15 protein-coding genes and 2 pseudogenes are annotated in these 20,096 nt (G+C 70.5%); 7 read left to right on the top strand and 10 right to left on the bottom strand.

Annotated elements, in window-relative coordinates; translation table 11 throughout:
* The first annotated feature begins 175 nt into the window (after positions 1 to 175).
* Entirely contained in the window at positions 176 to 1,708 is a 1,533-nt protein-coding gene (locus tag OG496_RS42080; protein ID WP_405974595.1) for a hypothetical protein, read from the top strand.
* 7 nt (positions 1,709 to 1,715) lie between these two features.
* On the opposite strand, the gene cyc2 is transcribed toward OG496_RS42080, so the two are convergent.
* The 5 genes and pseudogenes from cyc2 to OG496_RS42055 all read right to left on the bottom strand — a co-directional run.
* On the bottom strand, positions 1,716 to 3,869 hold the full coding sequence (gene cyc2, locus OG496_RS42075) for a germacradienol/geosmin synthase Cyc2 (protein WP_405974594.1): 2,154 nt from the start codon (positions 3,867 to 3,869) through the stop codon (positions 1,716 to 1,718).
* A 134-nt stretch (positions 3,870 to 4,003) separates the two neighbouring features.
* Entirely contained in the window at positions 4,004 to 4,858 is an 855-nt protein-coding gene (locus OG496_RS42070; protein WP_405974593.1) for a TIGR03619 family F420-dependent LLM class oxidoreductase, read from the bottom strand.
* A 60-nt stretch (positions 4,859 to 4,918) separates the two neighbouring features.
* Positions 4,919 to 6,145 (bottom strand): damage-control phosphatase ARMT1 family protein, encoded by a 1,227-nt coding sequence (locus OG496_RS42065; RefSeq protein ID WP_405974592.1) that lies wholly within the window; start codon positions 6,143 to 6,145, stop codon positions 4,919 to 4,921.
* 22 nt (positions 6,146 to 6,167) lie between these two features.
* Positions 6,168 to 6,815, bottom strand: coding sequence for a ScbR family autoregulator-binding transcription factor (locus OG496_RS42060; protein WP_366493101.1), 648 nt, complete (start codon positions 6,813 to 6,815; stop codon positions 6,168 to 6,170).
* Between the two features lie 332 nt (positions 6,816 to 7,147).
* Positions 7,148 to 8,605, bottom strand: a pseudogene (locus OG496_RS42055) (S8 family peptidase); the annotation flags it as partial.
* A 338-nt stretch (positions 8,606 to 8,943) separates the two neighbouring features.
* Between OG496_RS42055 and OG496_RS42050 the strand changes: the two are divergent.
* Positions 8,944 to 9,891 carry a lytic polysaccharide monooxygenase gene (locus OG496_RS42050; protein WP_405974591.1) on the top strand — a complete coding sequence of 316 codons (948 nt, stop codon included), beginning with the start codon at positions 8,944 to 8,946 and terminating at the stop codon, positions 9,889 to 9,891.
* A gap of 68 nt (positions 9,892 to 9,959) precedes the next feature.
* Here OG496_RS42050 and OG496_RS42045 read toward each other — a convergent pair whose 3' ends face one another.
* The gene (locus OG496_RS42045; RefSeq protein ID WP_366493103.1) at positions 9,960 to 10,610 is read right to left on the bottom strand and encodes a Tat pathway signal sequence domain protein; all 651 of its coding nucleotides are present in this window, start codon (positions 10,608 to 10,610) and stop codon (positions 9,960 to 9,962) included.
* Positions 10,611 to 11,274: 664 nt separating this feature from the next.
* Between OG496_RS42045 and OG496_RS42040 the strand changes: the two genes are divergently transcribed.
* On the top strand, positions 11,275 to 11,958 hold the full coding sequence (locus OG496_RS42040; protein ID WP_405974590.1) for a DUF6230 family protein: 684 nt from the start codon (positions 11,275 to 11,277) through the stop codon (positions 11,956 to 11,958).
* Positions 11,958 to 12,401, top strand: coding sequence for a DUF6114 domain-containing protein (locus OG496_RS42035; RefSeq protein ID WP_405974589.1), 444 nt, complete (start codon positions 11,958 to 11,960; stop codon positions 12,399 to 12,401). Before OG496_RS42040 ends, OG496_RS42035 begins: the two co-directional genes overlap by 1 nt.
* 4 nt (positions 12,402 to 12,405) lie before the next feature.
* On the opposite strand, the pseudogene OG496_RS42030 reads toward OG496_RS42035, so the two are convergent.
* The 4 genes and pseudogenes from OG496_RS42030 to OG496_RS42015 all read right to left on the bottom strand — a co-directional run.
* Positions 12,406 to 12,516: pseudogene (locus OG496_RS42030) on the bottom strand (peptidase E); the annotation flags it as partial.
* 22 nt (positions 12,517 to 12,538) lie between these two features.
* Positions 12,539 to 12,793, bottom strand: a complete 255-nt coding sequence (gene tatA / locus OG496_RS42025) for a Sec-independent protein translocase subunit TatA (RefSeq protein ID WP_405976815.1) — start codon at positions 12,791 to 12,793, stop codon at positions 12,539 to 12,541.
* A 34-nt stretch (positions 12,794 to 12,827) separates the two neighbouring features.
* Complete coding sequence (locus OG496_RS42020; RefSeq protein WP_405974588.1) at positions 12,828 to 15,308, bottom strand: HAD-IC family P-type ATPase; 2,481 nt, start codon at positions 15,306 to 15,308, stop codon at positions 12,828 to 12,830.
* A complete protein-coding gene (locus tag OG496_RS42015) occupies positions 15,298 to 15,654 on the bottom strand; it encodes a metalloregulator ArsR/SmtB family transcription factor (protein ID WP_366493107.1) in 357 nt (118 codons plus the stop codon). Before OG496_RS42015 ends, OG496_RS42020 begins: the two co-directional genes overlap by 11 nt.
* Before the next feature lie 147 nt (positions 15,655 to 15,801).
* Between OG496_RS42015 and OG496_RS42010 the strand changes: the two genes are divergently transcribed.
* The 3 genes from OG496_RS42010 (at position 15,802) to OG496_RS42000 (ending at position 20,091) form a co-directional block, all read left to right on the top strand.
* Entirely contained in the window at positions 15,802 to 16,257 is a 456-nt protein-coding gene (locus OG496_RS42010) for a tellurite resistance TerB family protein (protein WP_019062789.1), read from the top strand.
* 381 nt (positions 16,258 to 16,638) lie between these two features.
* The gene (locus tag OG496_RS42005) at positions 16,639 to 17,652 is read left to right on the top strand and encodes a substrate-binding domain-containing protein (protein ID WP_399393408.1); all 1,014 of its coding nucleotides are present in this window, start codon (positions 16,639 to 16,641) and stop codon (positions 17,650 to 17,652) included.
* A gap of 39 nt (positions 17,653 to 17,691) precedes the next feature.
* The gene (locus OG496_RS42000) at positions 17,692 to 20,091 is read left to right on the top strand and encodes a nitrate- and nitrite sensing domain-containing protein (RefSeq protein WP_405974587.1); all 2,400 of its coding nucleotides are present in this window, start codon (positions 17,692 to 17,694) and stop codon (positions 20,089 to 20,091) included.
* Positions 20,092 to 20,096 lie beyond the last annotated feature (5 nt).

Genomic DNA, 20,096 nt, shown 5'->3' with positions numbered 1-20,096 from the left:
GCCTCCGGCAGATGCTCTACCCGGCGCACCGGCGCGCGACGTGCCACGAACGAGTGAGACTGACCGAGGGTCAGGAGAGGGAAGCGGGACGCGTCACGGCGGCGAGGGCCCGTGCCGACCGGGTGTGTGCGGTGGGCCGGGCCCGTTGTCAGTGGCGGCTGTTACGTTCAGTGACATGACCGATCACGCTCTGCGGCTGCTCCGACAGCACGCCCACCTGGCCGAACTGGCCGTGTTCCCCTTCGACTTCGACCTGGACCGGGCCGACCACGTCGAGCCGGTCCGGCTGGCCTCGGGCGGCCCGCTGCGTCCGGTCGCGGGCGACGGCACGGGCGGTACGTACTTCGTGTGCGTAGACGGGTCCGTGCTGTACGCCGACTCCGAGGGCTCGGCCGGGATCATCGGCTCGACGGTCGACGAGGCGCTGGAGATCATGATCGGTCTGCCGGGCTGGCGCGACCATCTGGACCTCTCCCCGGCCGACGGCCCGGAGAAGATCCTGGCCCGGGTCGCGGAGACGGAGGAGGAGTTCCGCGAGGACTACGGCATCGACGAGGCGAGGCCCGAACTCCGCACCGCCCTGGGCCTGCCCGAGCGTTCCCCGGTCGAGCTGATCGCCATGCTGCACACCGCCCTGCTGCGCACCGAGCCCGACTTCCTGCTCCTCAACGCCGAGGAGGGCTGCGCCTACGACCTCCTGGACCGTCATCCCCGTCCCCCTCTGTGGGAGCCGGTGCTCGCCCGGGGGCGGGCGGATCTCGCGGCGCTGCGGACGGGCGACCGCACGGTGTGGGACGCGACTGCCGAGGACCCCGTACGGCGCCGACTCGCCCTGCGGGCCGCGCAGTTCGACCGCGCGGACGGCGATCTGGAGTTGCTGCGGTATCTGCTGCGGTACGAAGCAGAGTCGTCGATGACGGACGAACTGCGGCTCGCCGCCGTGCTGGTGGGGCTGCACGGCCACACCGAGGATCTGCCGCTGCTGCACGAGGTGCGGAAGACGGACTTCGACACCGCGTGCGGGCTGAGCGAGATGCCGGGGCCGGACGCGGACGGGGCGGCGCTGCGGGAGTGGGCGCTCGGTCTGGACGAGGTCTTCTTCGGTACGGACCCGTCCGACGAGCCGTCGGACACGTGGACCGACCTGGCCGCCGACCAGGGGCTGACCGAGCTGGCCCGGGCCACCCTGATCCGCAGGCTCGACGAGATCACCATGGACCAGGGCGTGCTGCGGCGACCGGGCATGCCGAAGACGCTGGACGCGTCTCCCCTGTCCTCGCTCGCCCGCGACTTCGAGCAACTGGACGATCTCCCCCAGGCGTTGCGCGCCCAGCGCCTCTACGCCGCCCTCCAGGACACGGCGTGGGACCGCGTCTCGGCCTGGCGGACACAGGCCCGCCTGGAGCGCGAGACCGGCCAACTCACCCAGGCAGGACGGACGTTGGCGGTTCTGCGGGAGATCCTGTCCGCCCCCGGCGACGACTCCCTCCGGCACTGGGAGGGCACGAACCTCGGCCGGTTCATCGCCGAGGAGCACTACGCCCTGGCGCGCGACCTGGCCGACGCGGACCTCTCTGAGGCGGCCCGCACCGCCCTGGTCGCCGCCGACGAGATACGCGGCGAGCTCTCGGGGGCCGCCGCGACGGCCGTACGAGAGCTCGCCGAGGGCGTGGCGGAGCGGGTCCAGGACCCCAGGGATCTCGGCTGAGGGGCTGTCAGGCGAACGGCAGCGCTGGTACCCGGTCCGGTACGAAGCCGTGTGAACGCCTCGCCAGGTACGCGGACTTGTAGCGGTCGACCTCGCGGTGCCAGTTCAGGATGCCCGCCATCCAGTGCTGGAGGTCGGTCACATAGCCCCGCATGATCTCGCGTGCCTCGTCCGAGAGGTCGAAGTCGTCGTAGACGATGGGCAGTTCGTTCGCGGCGACGTGTTCGAACTGGTGCATGCGCTGGGTCATGAGGTCGTGGACGACGCCGAGTGCGGTCGGGTAGTCGATGCCGAAGAAGTTCTGCACGACGAGGATCGCGTTGTGGACCTCGCCCTCGTACTCGATCTCCTTCTGGTAGGAGAAGACGTCGTTGAGGAGGCAGGCGTAGTCGATGGCCGCGTTCTCCAGGGCGCGGACGGGGCCGGTGCGGTAGACCTCGGGCGGGACCTTCGGGCCGTGGCCCATGCGGCACATGCTGAGGGTGAGGTCGGAGCCGAAGGTGGCGCGGCGCATCTCCAGGTAGTCGATCGGGTCGGGGACGCGGTGCTGGATCTGGTTGGCCAGCTCCCAGACCCAGCTCTCGGTCATCGTGTTGATCGCGGCCTTCAGGGTGCGCCGGTCGTCCAGGGGCATCTCGGCGGTCGTGAGGGCCCACAGGTCGATGAGCCCGCGTTCCATGCCGTTGACCGGCACGATGACAGCCGGTCCCTCGACGGGCATGCAGTCCGAGAGGCGGGCCGTGGTGACGCGGGCGGCGGCGAGGTCGCCGCGGATGCCGTAGACGAGGGGGTAGTAGTCGTCGCCGTAGGTCCCCCAGGCGAGCCAGCGGGAGCTGAGGTCGAGGGCCGCCTCGGTGGCGTCCGGGTCGATGCCGGCGGAGCAGAGCGGGAGGTCGGCCGCGGCGAGTTTCTCCTCGTCCCAGACGCCCTCCTCCAGCATGCCCACGGAGTGCATCCAGTCGACGAGGCGGACGCGGGCACCGTCCAGATGCGGGCTCAGTTCGACCTCGAACGGCATGTAGAAATCGGGGAGTTGGGACGGTCCGACCTTCTGGAAGGGGACGTGCGTGTAGGCGCGCAGCCGTTCGGCGCCGGCCGCGGCGAGCAGGGCGCCGATGTCGGCGGCGGAGGTGCCGATGCCGGTCGGGCCGTTCAACGACGAGTTGTCGAGGGCGCCTTCGTTCATGTAGCGGCTGGAGCGCAGGTGCCACTCGTGGCCGCCGGACTGCCAGTCCTGCAGGCCCTGGGCGTAGGCGGCGACGGCCCTGACCTCGTCCGGGGTGAGACCTTTCTCCAGGGCCACGGCGGGCACTTCGGTGAACGCGGTGTGCTCGAACTGGTGGAGCCGGGAGGTGAGGACGTCGTTGACGGTGTCGGCGGCCTCCTGGGTGGTGCAGCCGAAGAAGGTCTCCAGGACGAGCACGCCGTTGCTCAGCTCGCCCTCGTCCTCGACCTCCCGCTGGTAGGAGAAGAGGTCGTTGCGCAGGTGGACGCCGTCGGAGAACGTCTCCATCAGCACGCGCAGCGGCCGCTCCTCGGCGACGGACGCGGGCACTTCGGCGGTCGCGTACTCCACGAGCCCCGCCGACCAGGGCGCGCCGCCCACCTTGCGGCGCATCTCGATGTACTCGACGGGGTTGGCGACCCGCCCCTCGTTGATGTTGGACAGCTCCCACAGGGACTCGTTGAGCAGATGCTCGGTGGAGACGGCGAAGCGGCGGCGCCACTCGGTGGACATCGAGGGCACCGTGCGCGCCCACAGGTCGGCGAGCCCCGCCTCGACCGGATTCTCCGGCTCCGGTACGGGAGTCGAGAGATCCAGCGGCATGAACAGCGGCAGCCGGTCCAGGTAGGCCTTGCCACCCGCGCGGTCCTGGCTGCGCTTGAAGATCTCCAGGAAGTGGTCGTCGAAGAAGAACACCCACACGTACCAGTCGGTGATCAGCGACAGGGCGGGCCCGTCGCAGTCGGGGTGGGTGTAGGCGCAGAGCAGGCCGTAGTCGTGCGCGTCGAGGTCGGCCTGCTCCCAGATCCCGGAGCCCTCCAGCATGCCCATCTCGCGGGCCCACGTGGAGGAGTGGGCGCGGGCCTCGTCCAGATGCGGGTTGAGGCGCGCGGGATACGGCATGTAGAAGTGCGGGAGTTCGAACGGCTGGGTCATGGCCGGGCCCTACCCGCGGCTCTCAACGGCCATCCCGGGCGGGGGACATGATCACACCATCGCGTGAATCAGCGGCGAACCCATGAGTTTTCCCCCGTCTTGTGACGTTCGCTCCCCCGCACTTCGTCCACCGCCTAGGGAAGGCGCGACACGAGTTCCCCGGCGACCCACGCGAGCGCGTCCGGCAACGCCTCCGTGGCCACCGGCAGCCACAGCGAAGCGGAGACGAGCCCGGCGTCGGACAGCCGGCCCAGTTCGTCCCGCACGCTCTCGGCTGTCGCGTCCTCCCCGCCCAGCGGCCGGCCCGGCACCTTCACCGAGGGCGCGAACCCGGGCGGCACGAGGAACAGGCCTGCCGTCAAGGCCAGTTCGCCAGGGTCGCGTCCCACCTCTTCGCCGAGCGCGACCAGCCGCGCCCGCACCCCGGTGAGCGATTCGGCATCGACCCCGGACCCGTGCCACGCGTCGCCGAACCGCAGGGCCCGGCGCAGTGCCGCGTCGCTCTGTCCGCCGATCCACACCGGCGGACCGCCTTCGGTACGCGGCACCACCCCGAGCCGCTGTGAACCCTCGCCGCGCCACAACTGCCGTACTACAGCGAGCTGTTCGTCCATTCGGTGGCCCCGGCCCGCGAACGGGACGCCTACGGCCGCGAACTCCTCGGCGTCCCAGCCGGTGCCGACGCCGAGCGTGAATCGGCCGCCGGAGAGCCGGTCGAGGGTGGCGGTCTGGTGGGCCAGGACGAGCGTGTTGTACAGGGGCAGGACCAGGATGCTGGTGACCAGCCCGATCCGCCGGGTCGCGCCGGCGATCGCGGCCAGCAGGACCAGCGGGTCCGGGGTCACCCCCAGGTCACCGGCCACCGCGTGACCGCTCGCGAAGACATGGTCGAGCCCCAACTCCTCGGCCCTGACGGCGGTTTGGAGGACCTCGTCCAACTCCCCCTCCGCGTCGGGCCACAGACGGTGCGGTGCCACTCCGATACGCATCTCGGTCGTACTCCCCTCGCGCGACGACACGTCCGACAAGAACGTCGGTGACCGAGCCAACTACACGGCGGGCGCCGGGGACACCCCCCGCACCTGGATCAGCGCATGGGTGCCGCCCGTACGCCAGCGCTGTCCCTCCGCCTCGACCAGCGCGGACTCCGTGGAGGCGTCCAGGCCGGTGATCACATCGGACTTGAGGGTGCGCAGGGCGGCGACCGGACCCGGGAAGTACGCGGTGACGTCGGCGAACGGTGTGGTGGGGGCCCAGCGGCGATCACCCACCAGGCGGCGGTAGTTGAGGTCGCCCTTCACGATCGTCAGGGTGGCCGCGGCGAACTCGGCGCTGAGGTCGGCGGGCATGTCGGCGTACGGCAGCGGGGCGCAGGAGAAGGGGTGGGCCCGCACGGTGAGGCGGCCGTCCGCCATGGCCGACCAGAGCCGGCGGCCGTACGTCGCCGCCGCGCCCGGCGCGCCGACGAGCCGGTGCAGGGCGTCGACCACGTCGGCGGTCGTGGCGTCGGAGACGTAGTACGGGTGCGGCTTGATGTGCAACACCGCCCGCTCGATGCGTCGTTGGTCGAGGAGATGGGCCAACAGAAGGAGATCGGGGATGAGTTCACGGCCGGCGTTGTCGGCGACGAGGCAGAGGGTGCCGGTGCCGGAGAGGAGCGACCAGAACAGTTCGCTGTCGTCGGCCACCAGCGCCGGGACCGGGGTCTGCGACTCGGCCGGTTCAGCTCCCGCTCCCCTTCCCACTCCTGATCCCGCTGCCGAGAGGCGGAAGCCGAGGTCCGCGCGGTTGCCCCAAAGGGAGCCGTGCAGAAGGGAGTTGGCGCGTTCCTCCGTTGACTTGGTCTCCAGCTCGTCGAGTGCGGCGAGTTCCTCGTCCGTCTCGGGGGCGTCGAGTTCGGCGCGTTTGGCGGGGCGGAACGGGTCGATGCCCTGCCAGGCGCCGGGGCCGAAGTAGCCGACGGCTTCGAGGAGTTGGCGGTAGAAGTAGCTCTCGGACCAGAGCCAGGGCACGTCGTACCAGGACTGTCCGGCGTAGGTGTCGGTGCCCCACGCCGCCCACTGGTCGTGGTCGGGGGCGTCGGCCGGGAGGGGTTCGATCGCGCCCTCGGTGCAGTTCTTCAGGAGGGCGTCGAGGGCGCGGTGCTGCTCGGGGCCGTAGGGGAAGGCGTCGCGGACCTGCTGGATGATCGCGGGGTGCCGTTCGGCCAGCACGCTGCGGGGGAACGAGCCGGGCTCGTTGCCGAGGATCACGGGCGCGGTGGGGGTGTCGGGCATGCGCCTCACCGTACCGGGCGGGTCAGTCGGTCTCGATCTCCCGCTCCAGGCGCGCGGCGAGGCTGAGATAGCGGGCGCGGCGGGGGACGGGGACCAGGCCGCGGATCACCAGGTGCCACATCTCCGCTGTTCTGCGGGGCTGTAACGCCACCGGTTCGAGGGTGCGGCCCAGGACGCGGATGCCGACGAAGAGGCCGATGAGCGTACGGGCCACGGCGTCCACGTCGGTGTCGGGGTGTGCGTCGGCCTCCGCGACGGCGCCCGTGAGTTTGCGGGAGGCGATGTCCAGCCACTCGGCGAAGGGGTGCGGCATCGGGGGCCGTACCTCGATCTCCCCCGCGGCGAGCCGGAGTCCGGCGCGCGGGATGGGGCCGTCGACGGCCAGCCGTGTCATGCCGAAAGTGACACGTATCAATGTCTCCAGTGAGGAGTAGCCTCTGCTGTCCATCTCCTTGGAGATCTGGCGCGAGGCCTTGGCCTGCATCTCCAGGATCGTGTGGGCCAGGTCTTCTTTGGCCGCGAAGTGGAAGTACAGGGCGCCCTTGGTGACCTGGGCTTGGTCGACGATGTCGCTCAGGCTGGTGGATTCATAGCCCTGCCGGTCGAACAGCTCGGCGGCGGCCGTGATGATCGTTGTGCGGGTCTGTTCGGCCCGTAGCTGCCTCGCCATCGACTGAAACACTCCCGATGAAGGAAAAACAACGGCCCATGCCGTTTTTTGTTACCCCCTGTACACAGTAGCTCACCGTCCGGCGGTGTCGACCTTGTACCCGAAGACCACCAACACCCCTCACGTTCCCATCACTTGCGTCTCTCTGTCACCCCTGCCCCGGCTCTTGACCACTTTCGGTTGCTGTGGCACGTGTCAGCGCCGCTTCCCGGCCAAACAGAAGACCGACCGCCCTGGCGAGGCACCTCCGAAGAAGTGCCTCGCCGTACGGGTCAGTCGGTCGGTTTCCGTGGATCCCCTGTGCCGCCGGACTACCGGGCGGAGGGCACGTTGCCGCTGCCGGTGCTCACGGCCCGGACCGTCTTGGCCGCGTCCGCGAGTCCGGCGCCGCAGCCGCCGGAGCAACTGCCGGGCAGGGCACGGGCGTTGGCCTTGATGGCCGCCTCGATCTGCGCCGGGGTGAGCGCGGAGTCTGCCGACTTCATGAGCGCGACCAGGCCCGCGATGTGCGGGGTGGCCATGCTGGTGCCCTGGTAGTAGGCGTACGACTCGGTGGACGGTGTCTTCGTGCCGGAGTTCAGCGTGGAGTAGATGCCGTTGGCGGTGCCGGTGCTGGTCTGGCCGCCGGGGGCCGAAATGTCCACGCCGGAGCCGTAGTTGGAGTAGGACGCCTTGGCGCCGGCGCGGTTGGTGGCGGCGACGGAGATGACGTTGGCGCAGTTGCCCGGCGAGTGGTTCGCGACGTTGTCGTTGTCGTTGCCCGCGGCCACGACGACCGTGGTGCCGCGGTTCACGGCGGCGGTGATCGCGCTCTGGGTGGCCGAGGTGCAGGCGCCGTCGCCGCCCAGGCTCATGTTGATGACCTTGGCGATGTTGCCGTTGGCGGGGACGCCGGAGACGCTGCCGCCGGACGCCCAGGTGATGGCGTCGATGATGTCGGAGTCGTAGCCGCCGCACTTGCCGAGGACGCGGAGCGGGGAGATCTTCGCGCCGTAGGCGATGCCCGCGATGCCCTTGCCGTTGTTGGTGGCGGCCGCGATGGTGCCCGCGACATGGGTGCCGTGCCAGGAGGAGTTGCTCGCCCCGATGCCCGAACCGCACGCGTTCGCGGCGTAATGATCGCCGGGGTCGGCCGGGTTGCTGTCGCGGCCGTCGCCGTCGACCGAGACGGCGGTGTCGCTGATGAAGTCGTAGCCGGCGACGATGTTCGCGGCGAGGTCGGAGTGCGTGACGTAGCCGGTGTCGATGACGGCGACGGTGACACCGCTGCCGGTCGAAGTCGGCCACGCGGCGGGCACGTTCATCCCGGCGGTGGACTCGAAGAGGTCCCACTGCTTGCTGTACCCGGTGTCGTTCGGGTCGGCCTGCGGGGTGTTCAGCCGGTCCGGTACGACGTAGGAGACCTGCGGGTCGGACCTGAACTCGGCGATGACGTCGGCGACTTCGGTCGTGCTGCGGGCGTTGCCGAGGCCGACCAGGGCGGCGCCGGTGCCGAGGCGGCGCTGGAAGCCGACGCTCTCGCCGGTCTCCTTGCCCTTGGCGGTGGCGTCGGCCGCGGCGGCACGGTTCGAACTCGCTTCTGCGGCACCGGACTTGTAGCCGACGATGAGGCGCTCGGCGAGGGTGCCGGGGGCGGCCTCGGTCTGTCCGGGCAGGGCCGGTGAGGCGGCCTGGGTGGGGGGCACCTGGGCGACGGCGACCGCGTTGACGGCCGTGACGAGGAGGGCCGCGGAGACCACGGCGACGGATATCAGGGTCCGTCCGGTGGGGAATGCCGTAGGAGTGCGCAAGGGCTTGCCTTTCGTGGCCGTACTCCAAAGCAGCGCGGAGCGGCGGTCGATGCGCTTCGTCGTCGAAGCGGTGGGGGGTCGAACCAGAGAGCGCCGGGCGCGGGCGGCCACCTCGACAGGGGTCGCCTGTGGGTCAGCTGTGGTCAAACGATAGGCAAAGAGAAGGTCATACGGATACGGGGGAAACCCTCGATCAGGCCGGAAACCACCCCTGAACATCGGGCCGTTGACCGGATACATCCGGATTCGCGGCAAGGGGGACGGACTGAACGCGCCGGGCCCGCTTCCCGTATTGCACGAACAGACCGTTGCCGCCCCCGGCCGAGGAGACGTTCCGGATGTCCCGGATGACCGCACATCGCACTGCCATGGCGGCCGCCGCCATGGCCCCGCTGCTGCTCACCGTCTGGGCGGCGGGTCCGGCGCAGGCGCACGGGGCGCCGACCTATCCGGTCAGCCGGGTCTACGCCTGCTCGCCCCAGGGCGGCAGCGCGGCCGGGTCGACGGCCTGCAAGGCCGCCGTGGCGGCGAACGGGGGGCCCTTCACCTTCTGGGACAACATCCGGGTCCCCGACATCAACGGCCGCGACCGGCAGCTGATCCCCGACGGGAAGCTGTGCAGCGGTGGCCTGGCCGACTACAAGGGGCTGAACCTCGCGCGCACCGACTGGCCGTCTACGCGGCTGACTCCGGGGGCGAAGCTGACGATGACCTACGCGTCGACGATCGCGCACACCGGCACGTTCAAGTTGTATCTGACGAAGGCCGGTTACGACGCGTCGAAGCCGTTGACCTGGTCCGAACTGCCGACGACGCCGTTCGCCGAGGTGAAGGACCCGCCGCTGACCGGCGGCGCGTACCGCATCAAGGCGACGCTGCCGACGGGCCGGACAGGACGCCAACTCATCTACACCATCTGGCAGAACAGCAGTACCGAGGACACGTACTACTCGTGCTCGGACGTGGTGTTCCCGGGCGGCGGCACCTCTTCCTCGTCTTCCTCGTCGACGGGGACCGCCAACTCGAAGGGCGGTACGGCGAGTCCGTCGTCCTCCACGACCAAGTCACCTACGGCCGCGAGCCCTTCGGCGAAGGCCGGTGAATCGACTACGGCACAGAAGGCGTCCCCGGCCGAGGAGAGCACGGCGCCGGGCAGCAGCCCGGTGGCGTCCGACACCGACGCCGCTTCGAGCGGTCCTTCGGCGCCCATGGTGGCGGGCGGCGCCGCCGCGGTGCTCGTACTCACCGGGGGCGCCGCCCTGGCCCTGCGACTGCGTCGACGCTGACCTCCAACTCGACGCGTACAGGCCCTACTTGCTCACTACGTCGACCTTGCTTCTCGGTCGACCTCCTTCTAGTTGGTGTAGACCGCGGCGCCGCCGTCCGTCACCGGGGCGTACTTCGCGGTGAAGTAGCCCGCGCTGAAGCACAGGGACGAGCCCGAGGTCTTGGTGAAGGCCTGGCTGGTGAAGTTGATGCTGGTGTCGGTGTTGCTCGACGTGCCGCTCAGGCTGGGCGCCTGGTAGACGCAGGTGATGCTGCCCAGCAGGGTGGTCAGCTTGACCGTGGTCTGGATGGTGGAGCCGCTGGCCGGGGTGACGGTCAGGGTGCCGTCCGAGACGGCCGCGGTGCTGTACGGCAGGTTGTCGACCGTGATGCTGGAGACACCGAGGACGCCGAGGACGTTGCTCGTGCAGCTGCTGCTGTCGAAGGTCTGCCCGGAGACGGACTCGGTGGCGGTGCCCGGCGCGGTCGGGTTGTCGGTGACGGTCGCCGTGAACTGCGACGAGGTGCACTTGATGCCGCTGGTGCCGGTCGCGCTGGAGTACAGGGTGGCGCTGGTGCCGGTGGCCAGGGGCGCGGTCAGCACGTCGCCGACGGCGACAGCCGTACCACCGAGGCTGCCGGTGGTGAGCACGGTGTCGGCCGCCGACGCCGGGGCGATGAAGGGGAGGGTGAGCGCGGCGACGGAGCCGACGAGGGTGAGGACGGTGCGAGTGCGCATGCGGGTGTACCTCTTCTTTCGAAGTGGAGGGTCGAACCGGGGGGTTCTTGGGGGGTGGGGTAACTGGGGGTCGGGGCGCCCGAGTTCGCCGCCGCCGGCCCGTGACGCCTTCTCCGTACGCGACGGGCCGGGACGGCGGCCGGCCGGTGACCGGCCGGAGGCCCGCGGGGGTTGAGGGTCTCCGGCCGGGCCGGGCGGTGGGGCGGACGGCACGACCAAGGGGAAGCGGCCGTGCCGGGCCGCGGGGTTCGGACTCTGAGGGTGTGAAGTGCCCCTGCGGAAAGGGAAGTCCGGGAACGCGGCTCGTGCCGCGCGGCGGATCCGGCGCCACGGATCCGGCAAACAAGGGAGAGTTGTAGACCTGAGTGTCCGTCAACGTCAAGAGATGCAGGGCAAGTTGATGTACAAGCCGGGGCTCGCCGGAGGTGCGGGAAGGTCTTGCCTCACAGGTGGCGCATCATCGACACTCTTTTTTCACAACTCCCTTGACCCTTCAATGTAACCCCCGGTAACTTCCTCGACGGCTACTGCTGCGTAACCTTGAAAGCCCTTGCACCCGCCGGGAGTTGTGGGGGAGGGTGCGCCGCACTCGCTGTCCGCGCCAGGACAACGCGCCACTTCGATACCGACTCGCGTTGAACCAGAGCAGCACATGGGAGCAGACATGGCTTCACCCTCGGACGCCAACCCGTCCAACGGAAACACCCCTGAGCAGCCGGAAAGCGGTTCCGTACCCGAGACCGCCGAGGGGCCCGAGAGACGCGGTCAGGTCCGACTGCGCCGCGCCGCGGTCATGGCGGTGCCGGCCACGCTGGTCGCCGCGACCCTCGCGGTGCTCACCGCCCAGGGCGCCCTGGGGGTGCAGTTCTCCATCTCGGGCATGCCGTTCACGGTCACCGCCAAGTCGCTCGACGGCACCGGCTTCGAGCAGTTCGGCGACCTGGACAACATGATCCCGAACAGCCCGAACGAGGGCGACACCGGCGGGCAGGTCCTGATCATCACCTCCGCCATCAAGAACGCGACGCTGGACAGCCTGTGCCAGAGCGTCGACCTGGGCGGGGTCAACCTGCTGATCAAGGCGGGCAGCGGCTCGACGAAGGTGACGGCGAACAACCTGACGACCGACTCGACCGAGCTGTCGGGTGACGCGTCCTTCAACAACATCGAGATCGGCAACGACGCCAGCACGCTCAACAAGGCGGGTGTGCAGGGCAAGAAGGGTGTCTTCAGCCAGCAGGCCGACACCGTGCACATCGACAACCTGCGGCAGACCAACTACGCGACCACGGCGGGTGTGTTCAAGCTGCCGGGTCTCAAGCTCAGCTTCAGCGACTCGGGTTGCTGATGTCGGAGAACCTGCCACAGCAGGGGAGAGGGCCCGCCTTCCGGCGGTGGCGGGCCCGCCGTCCGTTCTGGGGCGGGCTGTTGCTCGCCCTGGGCGGGGCGGAGATCCTGCTCACGGAGAAGGTGTCGCTGAAGGTCGCGATGCACATCGGGATGCAGGGCATGACCGGTTATCTGCTCCCGGTGATGATGCTCCTGTGCGGACTGCTGATCCTCTTCAGCCCGGGCCAGCGCCTCTTCTACTCGATCGTCGGCATCCTCTGCACCCTGGGCAGCTGGCTCACCTCGAACCTCGGCGGCTTCTTCATCGGGCTGCTGCTGGGCATCGTGGGCAGCTGCATGACGTTCGGCTGGCTGCCGGACCAGGAGCCGCGCTCGGAACGCAAGCGTCGTAAGCGTGAGGCGAAGACGGCCACGAAGACGGAACTCCAGCAGCAGGCCTGACCCGTCACATCGACCCCGGCAACAGCCGGGGCTCGACGCGTTCCTCGACCAGTTGAGTACCGCGACAGACGAGACCGACCCCGTCGTCCATGCAGTGGGTGACGGGGAGTGTCCCGGCATCGCTGGGGCAGGTGAGATCAGTGCGCGGTAGCCGGCGGCTCCGTGGCAGCGGCGGCCGGAGACTCCGTCACGGTGTGGACAGCGGTCGGCTGCACCGGGACCGACTCCACCACGTTGCTCTCCTCCTTCATCGCCTTCGCCTCGCTCTTGAGGATGCGCATGGACTTGCCCAGTCCGCGGGCGGCCTCCGGGAGCTTCTTCGAGCCGAACAGCAGGATGACGACGATCGCCACGACCAGCAGGTGCCAAGGTTCCAGTCCGTTGCGGAGCATGACCTCGTCCTCCTCTTCCCTCACACGACAGTTGCTATGTTGCGCAACTGTACAACCCTCGGGTCGACCGCAAACCCCTCAGGGCCAGGGCATACACACCGAGCACGGCTGCCAGGAGGACGTAGTAAGGGAGCGCCAGGCCCGTCATGCCCAGCGGCGCGCCCAGCGGGCTCAGGGGCAGGAGCACTCCTACGGCGGCCAGCGCGGCCGCCGCCCGCCCGATCGGGCCCGGTGTACCGCCGCCGGTTCGCAGGAGCAGCATCACCAGTGCCTGGGTGAGCAGGTTCTCCGTGAACCAGGCCGAGTGGAACAACACCTCGTCGTCCACCGCGTCCGGGCCGCGCAGCGCGAGCGCCAGCACCGCGAAGGTCGCCAGGTCCGCGACCGCGTTCAGCACCCCGAACCCGGTGATGAAGCGGAGGAACGCCCGCGGCCGCAGCACCGTCGGGCGGCGCACCGCCTCCGCGCCGGGGCGGTCGTGGGCGAAGGCCAGTTGGGCCGCGTCGAAGCAGAGGTTCTGGGCGAGCACCTGGGCCGGGAGCATCGGCAGGAACGGCAGCAGCAGGCCCGCCGCGAGCATCGCGATGACGTTGCCGAGGTTCGAGGAGAGCGTGATCCGCAGATACGAGGCGATGTTCGCGCTGCTGTGCCGCCCGGCCGTGACCGCGTGCCGGACCGCGGCGAGGTCCTTGCCGGCGAGCACGACGTCGGCGGCCTCCCGCGCCACGTCCACGGCGGCGCGCGGCGCGATACCGACGTCGGCGGCGCGCAGCGCGGGCACGTCGTTCAGACCGTCCCCGAGGAAGCCGACCGTGTGCCCGGCCGCGCGCAGGTCGGCGACCGCGCGGGCCTTGTCCTGAGGCGTGCAACGGGCCTCGATCCGCACCTCCCCCTGCGCCAGCCCCAGCTCCCGGCACACCCGCGCCGCCGTCGCCGGATGGTCGCCCGTGAGGATCCGCACGCCGATCCCCAGGTCGGCGAGGGCCCGTAGGGCTTCCCCGGCGTCCGGGTTCAGGGCGTCGTGGAAGGTCACCAACCCCCGGAAGACCAGACCCCGTTCGTCCGCCGGGCCGTAGCCACGCGCGCGTGCGGGCCGTTCGGCGGTGGCGACCGCGAGAAGCCGCAGGCCGGACTCCGCCTCCCCCTCGGCCAGGGACAGCAGTCGGTCGCGCTCGGCCTCGTCGAGCACACACCGCTCCAGTACGTCCTCCACCGCGCCCTTCACGATCAGCGTGTGCGTGCCGAGGGCCTCGCCCCGCACCACCGCCGTCGCGAGCCGCCGTACCGGATCGAAGGGCACGGCCCCGACCCCGTCGTACTCCTCCTCCCCCACCGGTCCCGTCGCCTCCAGCAGCGCCTCGTCGAGGGCGTCCGGCACGGGCGCCTCGGCGAGTTGGAGGGTCCACCACGCGGCTGTGGAGGCCAGGCGCAGGACGTCCGGGTCCTGCGCGCCGTCGGGGCCGAGGGCGCGTTCCACGACCGGGCGGTCCTGGGTGAGCGTGCCGGTCTTGTCGAGGCAGAGGACGTCCACGGCGCCGAGGTCGTGCAGCGCGGGGAGCCGTCGGACGACGACGCCGTGCGTACGGGCGAGCAGCGCGGCCCCGCGCGCGAGGCAGGTCGTCACGATCACCGGGAGCATCTCGGGCGTCAGCCCGACCGCCACCGCGACGGCGAACGGCAGCGTCGCCAGGCCCCGCCCGCGCAGCGCCGCGTTGGCCATGAGGACGAGCGGGGGCGTCAGCAGCATGAACCGGATCAGCACCCAGGAGATCCCGTGCACGGAACGGTCGAACGCGCTCGCCTCCCGCCGCACCGGCCCCTCGTGCGCGGCGGCGAACCGGGTCCGCGCCCCCGTCGCCAGCACGACCGCCGTGGCACTCCCCGAGACGACACCGCTCCCCTGGAAGCAGAGATACGGCTGCGCGAAGGGGCCCTCGTCCGCCGCCCCGGGCAGTTCCACGGCGGCCTTGGCGACCGGCGCGGACTCGCCGGTGAGGGCGGCCTGGTGCACGGTCAGCCCGGTCGCGCGCAGCAGTCGTACGTCGGCGGGGACGAGGTCGCCGGGCCCGAGCCGGATCACATCCCCCGGCACCAGCTCGGCGACCGGTGTCTCCCGGGCCCGTACCGGCGCGTCCGCGTCCGTGCGGCGCAGCACGCAGGCGGTGGCGCCGACCAGCTCGCGCAGGTCGTGCAGGGAGCGGTCGGCCCGGTGCTCCCCGCTCGTGCGCAGCGCGCAGCTCACCGCGACCAGGGCGAGGATCACGGCGGCGGTGCCCCAGGAGGCGACGAGCGCCGAGACCAGGCCGAGGCAGAGCAGGACGGCGGTGAAGGGGTCGCGCAGGCTGCGCAGGAAGAGGCGGGGCCAGGAGGCCGTACGGCGCTCGGGAACCGTGTTCTCGCCGGTCGCCGCGAGCCGGGTCGCGGCCTCCGGGTCGGTCAGTCCGCGCGGGCCGGTGTCGAGGTGCCGCAGCACCTGGAGCGGGGTGTGCCGGTGGGCGGCGGTGTCAGAGGCCACGGAGTCGGGGGGCGGGGAGATCGGCCCGGCCGGCGCGGTCGCCGATGCGGGTGACCGCGAGCCGGACGACGTCGACCACGTCGGGGTCGTCGACGAAGTACACCTGGCGGCGGCCCTCGCGGCGGGAGCGGACCAGGCCGGCGAGCTTCAGTTTGGTGAGGTGCTGGCTGACCGCGGGCAGCGCGCCGCCGACCCGCTCCGCGAGCCCGGTGACATCGCTCTCGCCCTGGGCCAGCGCCCACACGATGTGCAGCCGGGCGGGCGAGGCCAGCAGTCCGAAGGCCGCGGCGGCGTCCGCGAGCACGTCGGCGGACGGGTCCTCGAAGCCGCTGCCGGCTGCCGCCACCGTCGTCGCCTCCCGTCCCTGACCGGTCCCGTTCGTGAATCGCCCAGTCTAGGCGGCCGGAACTTCTCCCCGGTCCGGGGAGTTTCCACGGTGCCACAGACGCACGACCGCTCACCTGACGCACGACTTACTACATATGGAGTTCGCATGGCCCTGTGGGACCGCTTCAAGGAGTCCGCGTCGACGATGCAGACCCAGCTCGTGGCGAAGAAGAACGACCTGAAGAGCGGGGCGTTCCGCGACGCGAGCATGGCGATGTGCGCGCTCGTCGCGGCGGCCGACGGCACGGTCGACCCGTCGGAGCGGCAGCGCGTCGCCCAGCTCATCGCGAGCAACGAGGTGCTGCAGAACTTCGACGCGATGGACCTCCAGCGGCGTTTCGACGAGAACCTGAACAAGCTGACGGCCGACTTCGCCTTCGGCAAGGTCAGCGTGCTCCAGGAGATCGCCAAGGCGAAGAAGAAGCCCGCCGAGGCGCGTGCCGTGATCCAGATCGGCATCGTGATCGGCGGCGCGGACGGCGACTTCGACAAGACCGAGCAGGCCGTGGTCCGCGAGGCGTGCTTCAGCCTCGACCTGCCGCCGCACGAGTTCGACCTCTGACCTGCCGCCGACTCCCTTTTCTCGTGCGGGAGTTGGAGCACACCTGACGACCTGGACCGCGGTCCGATCCACGCCCCGCCCCTCGACGGCCGGGCACCCTTCGGGAGGATCCGCCGCGGTCCTTGGCGTAGGCCCTCGGCGCAACCCCTCGTCCCCCCGCCCGTAACCTCCTCCTCGGATTGCTCAACTTCCGTACGACGTCGAGATGATCACAATGCGGCGCCAACAACTCACTCCATGTCGCTGCTCACTTGACTACCAGCGGTCACACGCGATTGGCTCCGGCCCAACGGGAGTAACCCGGTCGGCGCTCCTCCTACGGCTCCGGGCGCATCCTCCCCGTCCCCCAGCTCGGCCGCACAGCGAGGTGCCGCACCGCCCATGACCACTCCACCCCCACCTCACGCCTCCTTCCGTCTCGTACGAGGCACGGCGCTCACCCTCGCCGTGGCCGGCTCCCTGCTGCTCTCCGGCTGCTCGCTGAGCGTCGGTTCCGACTCCGGCAAGGACACGGCCGGTGCCGCGGACACGGGCCGGCTCAAGATCGCGCTGGTCACCCACGCGAGCAAGGGCGACGCCTTCTGGCTGCTGGTGCAGAAGGGCGCCGAGGCCGCCGCGGCCAAGGACGGGGTCGACCTGACGTACGCGAGCGACCCCGACGCCGCCGGACAGGCCGAGCTGGTGCGGGACGCGATCAAGGACGGCGTCGACGGCATCGCGCTGACGCTCGCCAAGCCGGACGCGATGAAGGGGCCCATCAAGGAGGCCAAGGCCTCGGACATCCCCGTGGTCGGCCTCAACTCCGGTATCGACTCCTGGCAGTCGGAGGGCGTCCTGGAGTTCTTCGGGCAGGACGAGAGCGTCGCGGGCCGCGCCGTCGGCCAGAAACTGGACGCCCTCAAGGCCAAGCACGCCCTGTGCGTGATCCACGAGCGGGGCAATGTCGCCCTGGAGGCGCGCTGCGCGGGCGTGAAGAAGGCGTTCACCGGCGAGTCCGACATGCTCTATGTGGACGGCGCCGACATGGACGCCGTGTCCGCCGGTGTCACGGACCGGCTGAAGCAGGATCCCAGCATCGACGAAGTGGTCATGCTGGGCGCCCAGTTCGCGCTGGCAGCGGTCAAGTCCGTGAAGGCGGCGGGCAGCAAGGCCAAGGTCGCGACCTTCGACCTCAACCAGGACCTGGTCAAGGCCGTGCAGAGCGGGAGCATTCAGTTCGCTGTCGATCAACAGCCTTATCTGCAGGGCTATCTGGCAGTGGACTCGTTGTGGCTCTACAAGACCAACGGCAACATCAGTGGCGGCGGGGCGGCTCCCGTGCTCACCGGCCCGGCGTTCGTGACGAAGACGAACGTCGGCGCGGTCGCGAAGTTCGCGGCCAACGGAACGCGCTGACCGGACACTTCGTACGAGGATGTAGCGAGGACGACCACGATGTCTCCACGGACAGGTGCCCGGCGCCGCGTCGGTTCCATACGTCTTTCCCTGATCCTGCTCGCCCTGGTCCCCAGCGTCACGCTGGCCGCCATGTGGGGCGTGACGACGACCCAGATGTTCACGGAGGGGCTACGGCTGCGCTCGCAGACGGAGTTGAGCCGGTCGACCGGCGCCATGGGCACCGAGGCCGCGCTCGCGCTCCAGAAGGAGCGCAGTCTCTCGGCGGCGTGGATGGCGAACCCGAACGGCTCGCAGGCCGCGTTGGAGGCCCAGCGCGCGGCGACGGACAAGGCGGTGGCCCAACTCGTGGGCCAGTCGGGGGCGATCAAGAAGGCGCCGTCCCGGGTCAAGGACCGGATGTACTCGGTCGTCGCGTCGGTCGACAGCCTGGAGTACTACCGGGACCAGGTGGACAAGCCCACCGACATCACGCCCCAGCAGGTGCTGGACCAGTACACCGCGATCATCGACGACCAGATCCAGGCGTTCCAGGAGCTGTCCCAGGTCGACGACGGCGACCTCACCTCGCAGGCGGAGCCGCTCGTCGCGCTGGAGCACGGCGCGGAGCTGGTCTCCCAGGAGGACGCGCAGCTGACGCTGGCCTGGCACTCCGGGCACCTCGACGACCAGTCGTGGGAGCAGTTCGCCGAGCTGGTGCACGCCCGGCGCTGGCTGGTCGAGGACCAGATCGCCACCGGGTTCCAGGGCGCCGCCAAGACGAAGATCGAGCACGTACTGCAGAGCGTCGAGTGGAGCACCCTGGAGTCCACGGAGGACGCGGTCCTCAGGGCCGGTACGGCGGGCAAGGCGAATCCGGACGACGGCACGGCCGGGCGGATCGCCCTGCCCGACGAGCAGAAGCAGTGGAACGCGGCACTGTCCGAAGTCGCCGACCAGTACACGACGTTGATCAGGCAGCAGACGTCCGGACTCCTCGACCGCAGCTCCGACAAGGCGCACAACCTGCTCGTCACGGCCGCCTCCCTGAGCGCGGGTGGACTCGCCGCCCTGCTGCTCTGCGTCGGCATGTCCTGGCGGATCACCCGCTCCCTGTCCCGCCGGCTGCGCGGCCTGAAGATCGCCACCCTGGGCCTCGCCGAGGACCGACTGCCGGACGTGGTGGCCCGGTTGAACCGGGGCGAGAAGATCGACGTGGAGTCGGCGACCCCGCCCCTGGACTACGGAAACGACGAACTCGGCCAGGTGGCCCAGGCGTTCAACACCGCGCAGCGCACCGCCGTGCACACCGCGGTCGAACTCGCCGACACCCGGAGGGGTTTCCAGAAGGTCATCCTCGGCATCGCCCGGCAGAGCCAGAACCTGGTCAACCTCCAGCTCACCAAGCTCGACCAGCTGGAGCGCCGGCACGACGACCCCGAGGTCCTGCGCGGCCTGTACGAACTGGACTCCACCGCCAGCCAGTTGCGCCGCTACGAGGAGAACCTCGTCGTCATCAGCGGCGAGCAGCCCCGCCGCAGCTGGACCGAGCCGGTCGCCCTGATCGACATCCTGCGCAGCGCCGTCGGTGAAGTCGCCCAGTACCAGCGGGTGGAGGTGCACACCGAGGAGGAGGTGTGCCTCGCGCCGCCCGCCGTCGCGGACGTGATCCACCTGCTGGCCGAGCTGATCGACAACGCGACCGTGTACTCCCCCGCGCCGAGCCCGGTCGGGGTGCGGGCCGCGATGGTCGCCAAGGGACTCGTCATCGAGGTCGAGGACCGCGGGCTCGGCATGTCGGAGGAGGACTACGCCTCGCTCAACGAACAGCTGGCGGTGGCACCGCAGTTCGACGTCGTCGCCCTCGCCGACGACCTCCGGCTCGGCATGTTCGTGATCGCCCGGCTCGCCACCCGGCACGGCATCGCGGTGACCCTGCGCTCCTCGCCGTACGGCGGCACGACCGCGATCGTGCTCATCCCGCACGAGATCGTCGTACCCGAGGCACCCGAGGAGTCCCCCCGGGGCGCCGCACGAGCCGCCGACGCGGAGGCCGTCGTGGCGGAAAAGGCGGAGAGGGCGGAGAAGGCGGCCGTCCTCGCGTCAACGACCTTGGCCGATGGGGCGGTTGAGGTGTCGGGTCCCGCTCCCAAGGGTCGGCCCGTCATTCCCCCGGCGCGCTCGTCCGAGCCCTCCGTCGGCGCCGATCCCGGTGGGCTCACCCCATTGCCGCGGCGGGTGCCGCAGACCAGTCTGGCCAGTGAGTTGCGGGAGGAGGCCGTGGCGGTCGAGGAGGACCTGGAGCTGGAAGACTTCACCGCGGAGCGTGCGGCCTCCTCGCTGGCCGGGTTCCAGCGTGGCACGTTCCAGGCGCGAGACTCCATCGACGACGACGCGCCGTCGCAGTACGACCGGGAGGAAGCAGCAGCCTCCCCCAATCCGCCCGCCGACCGCTCATGAAGGAC

The organism is Streptomyces sp. NBC_00988, from assembly GCF_045162645.1.
In the GTDB taxonomy this organism is placed as follows: Bacteria; Actinomycetota; Actinomycetes; order Streptomycetales; family Streptomycetaceae; genus Streptomyces.
This window is presented reverse-complemented; position numbering and strand designations above follow the sequence as displayed.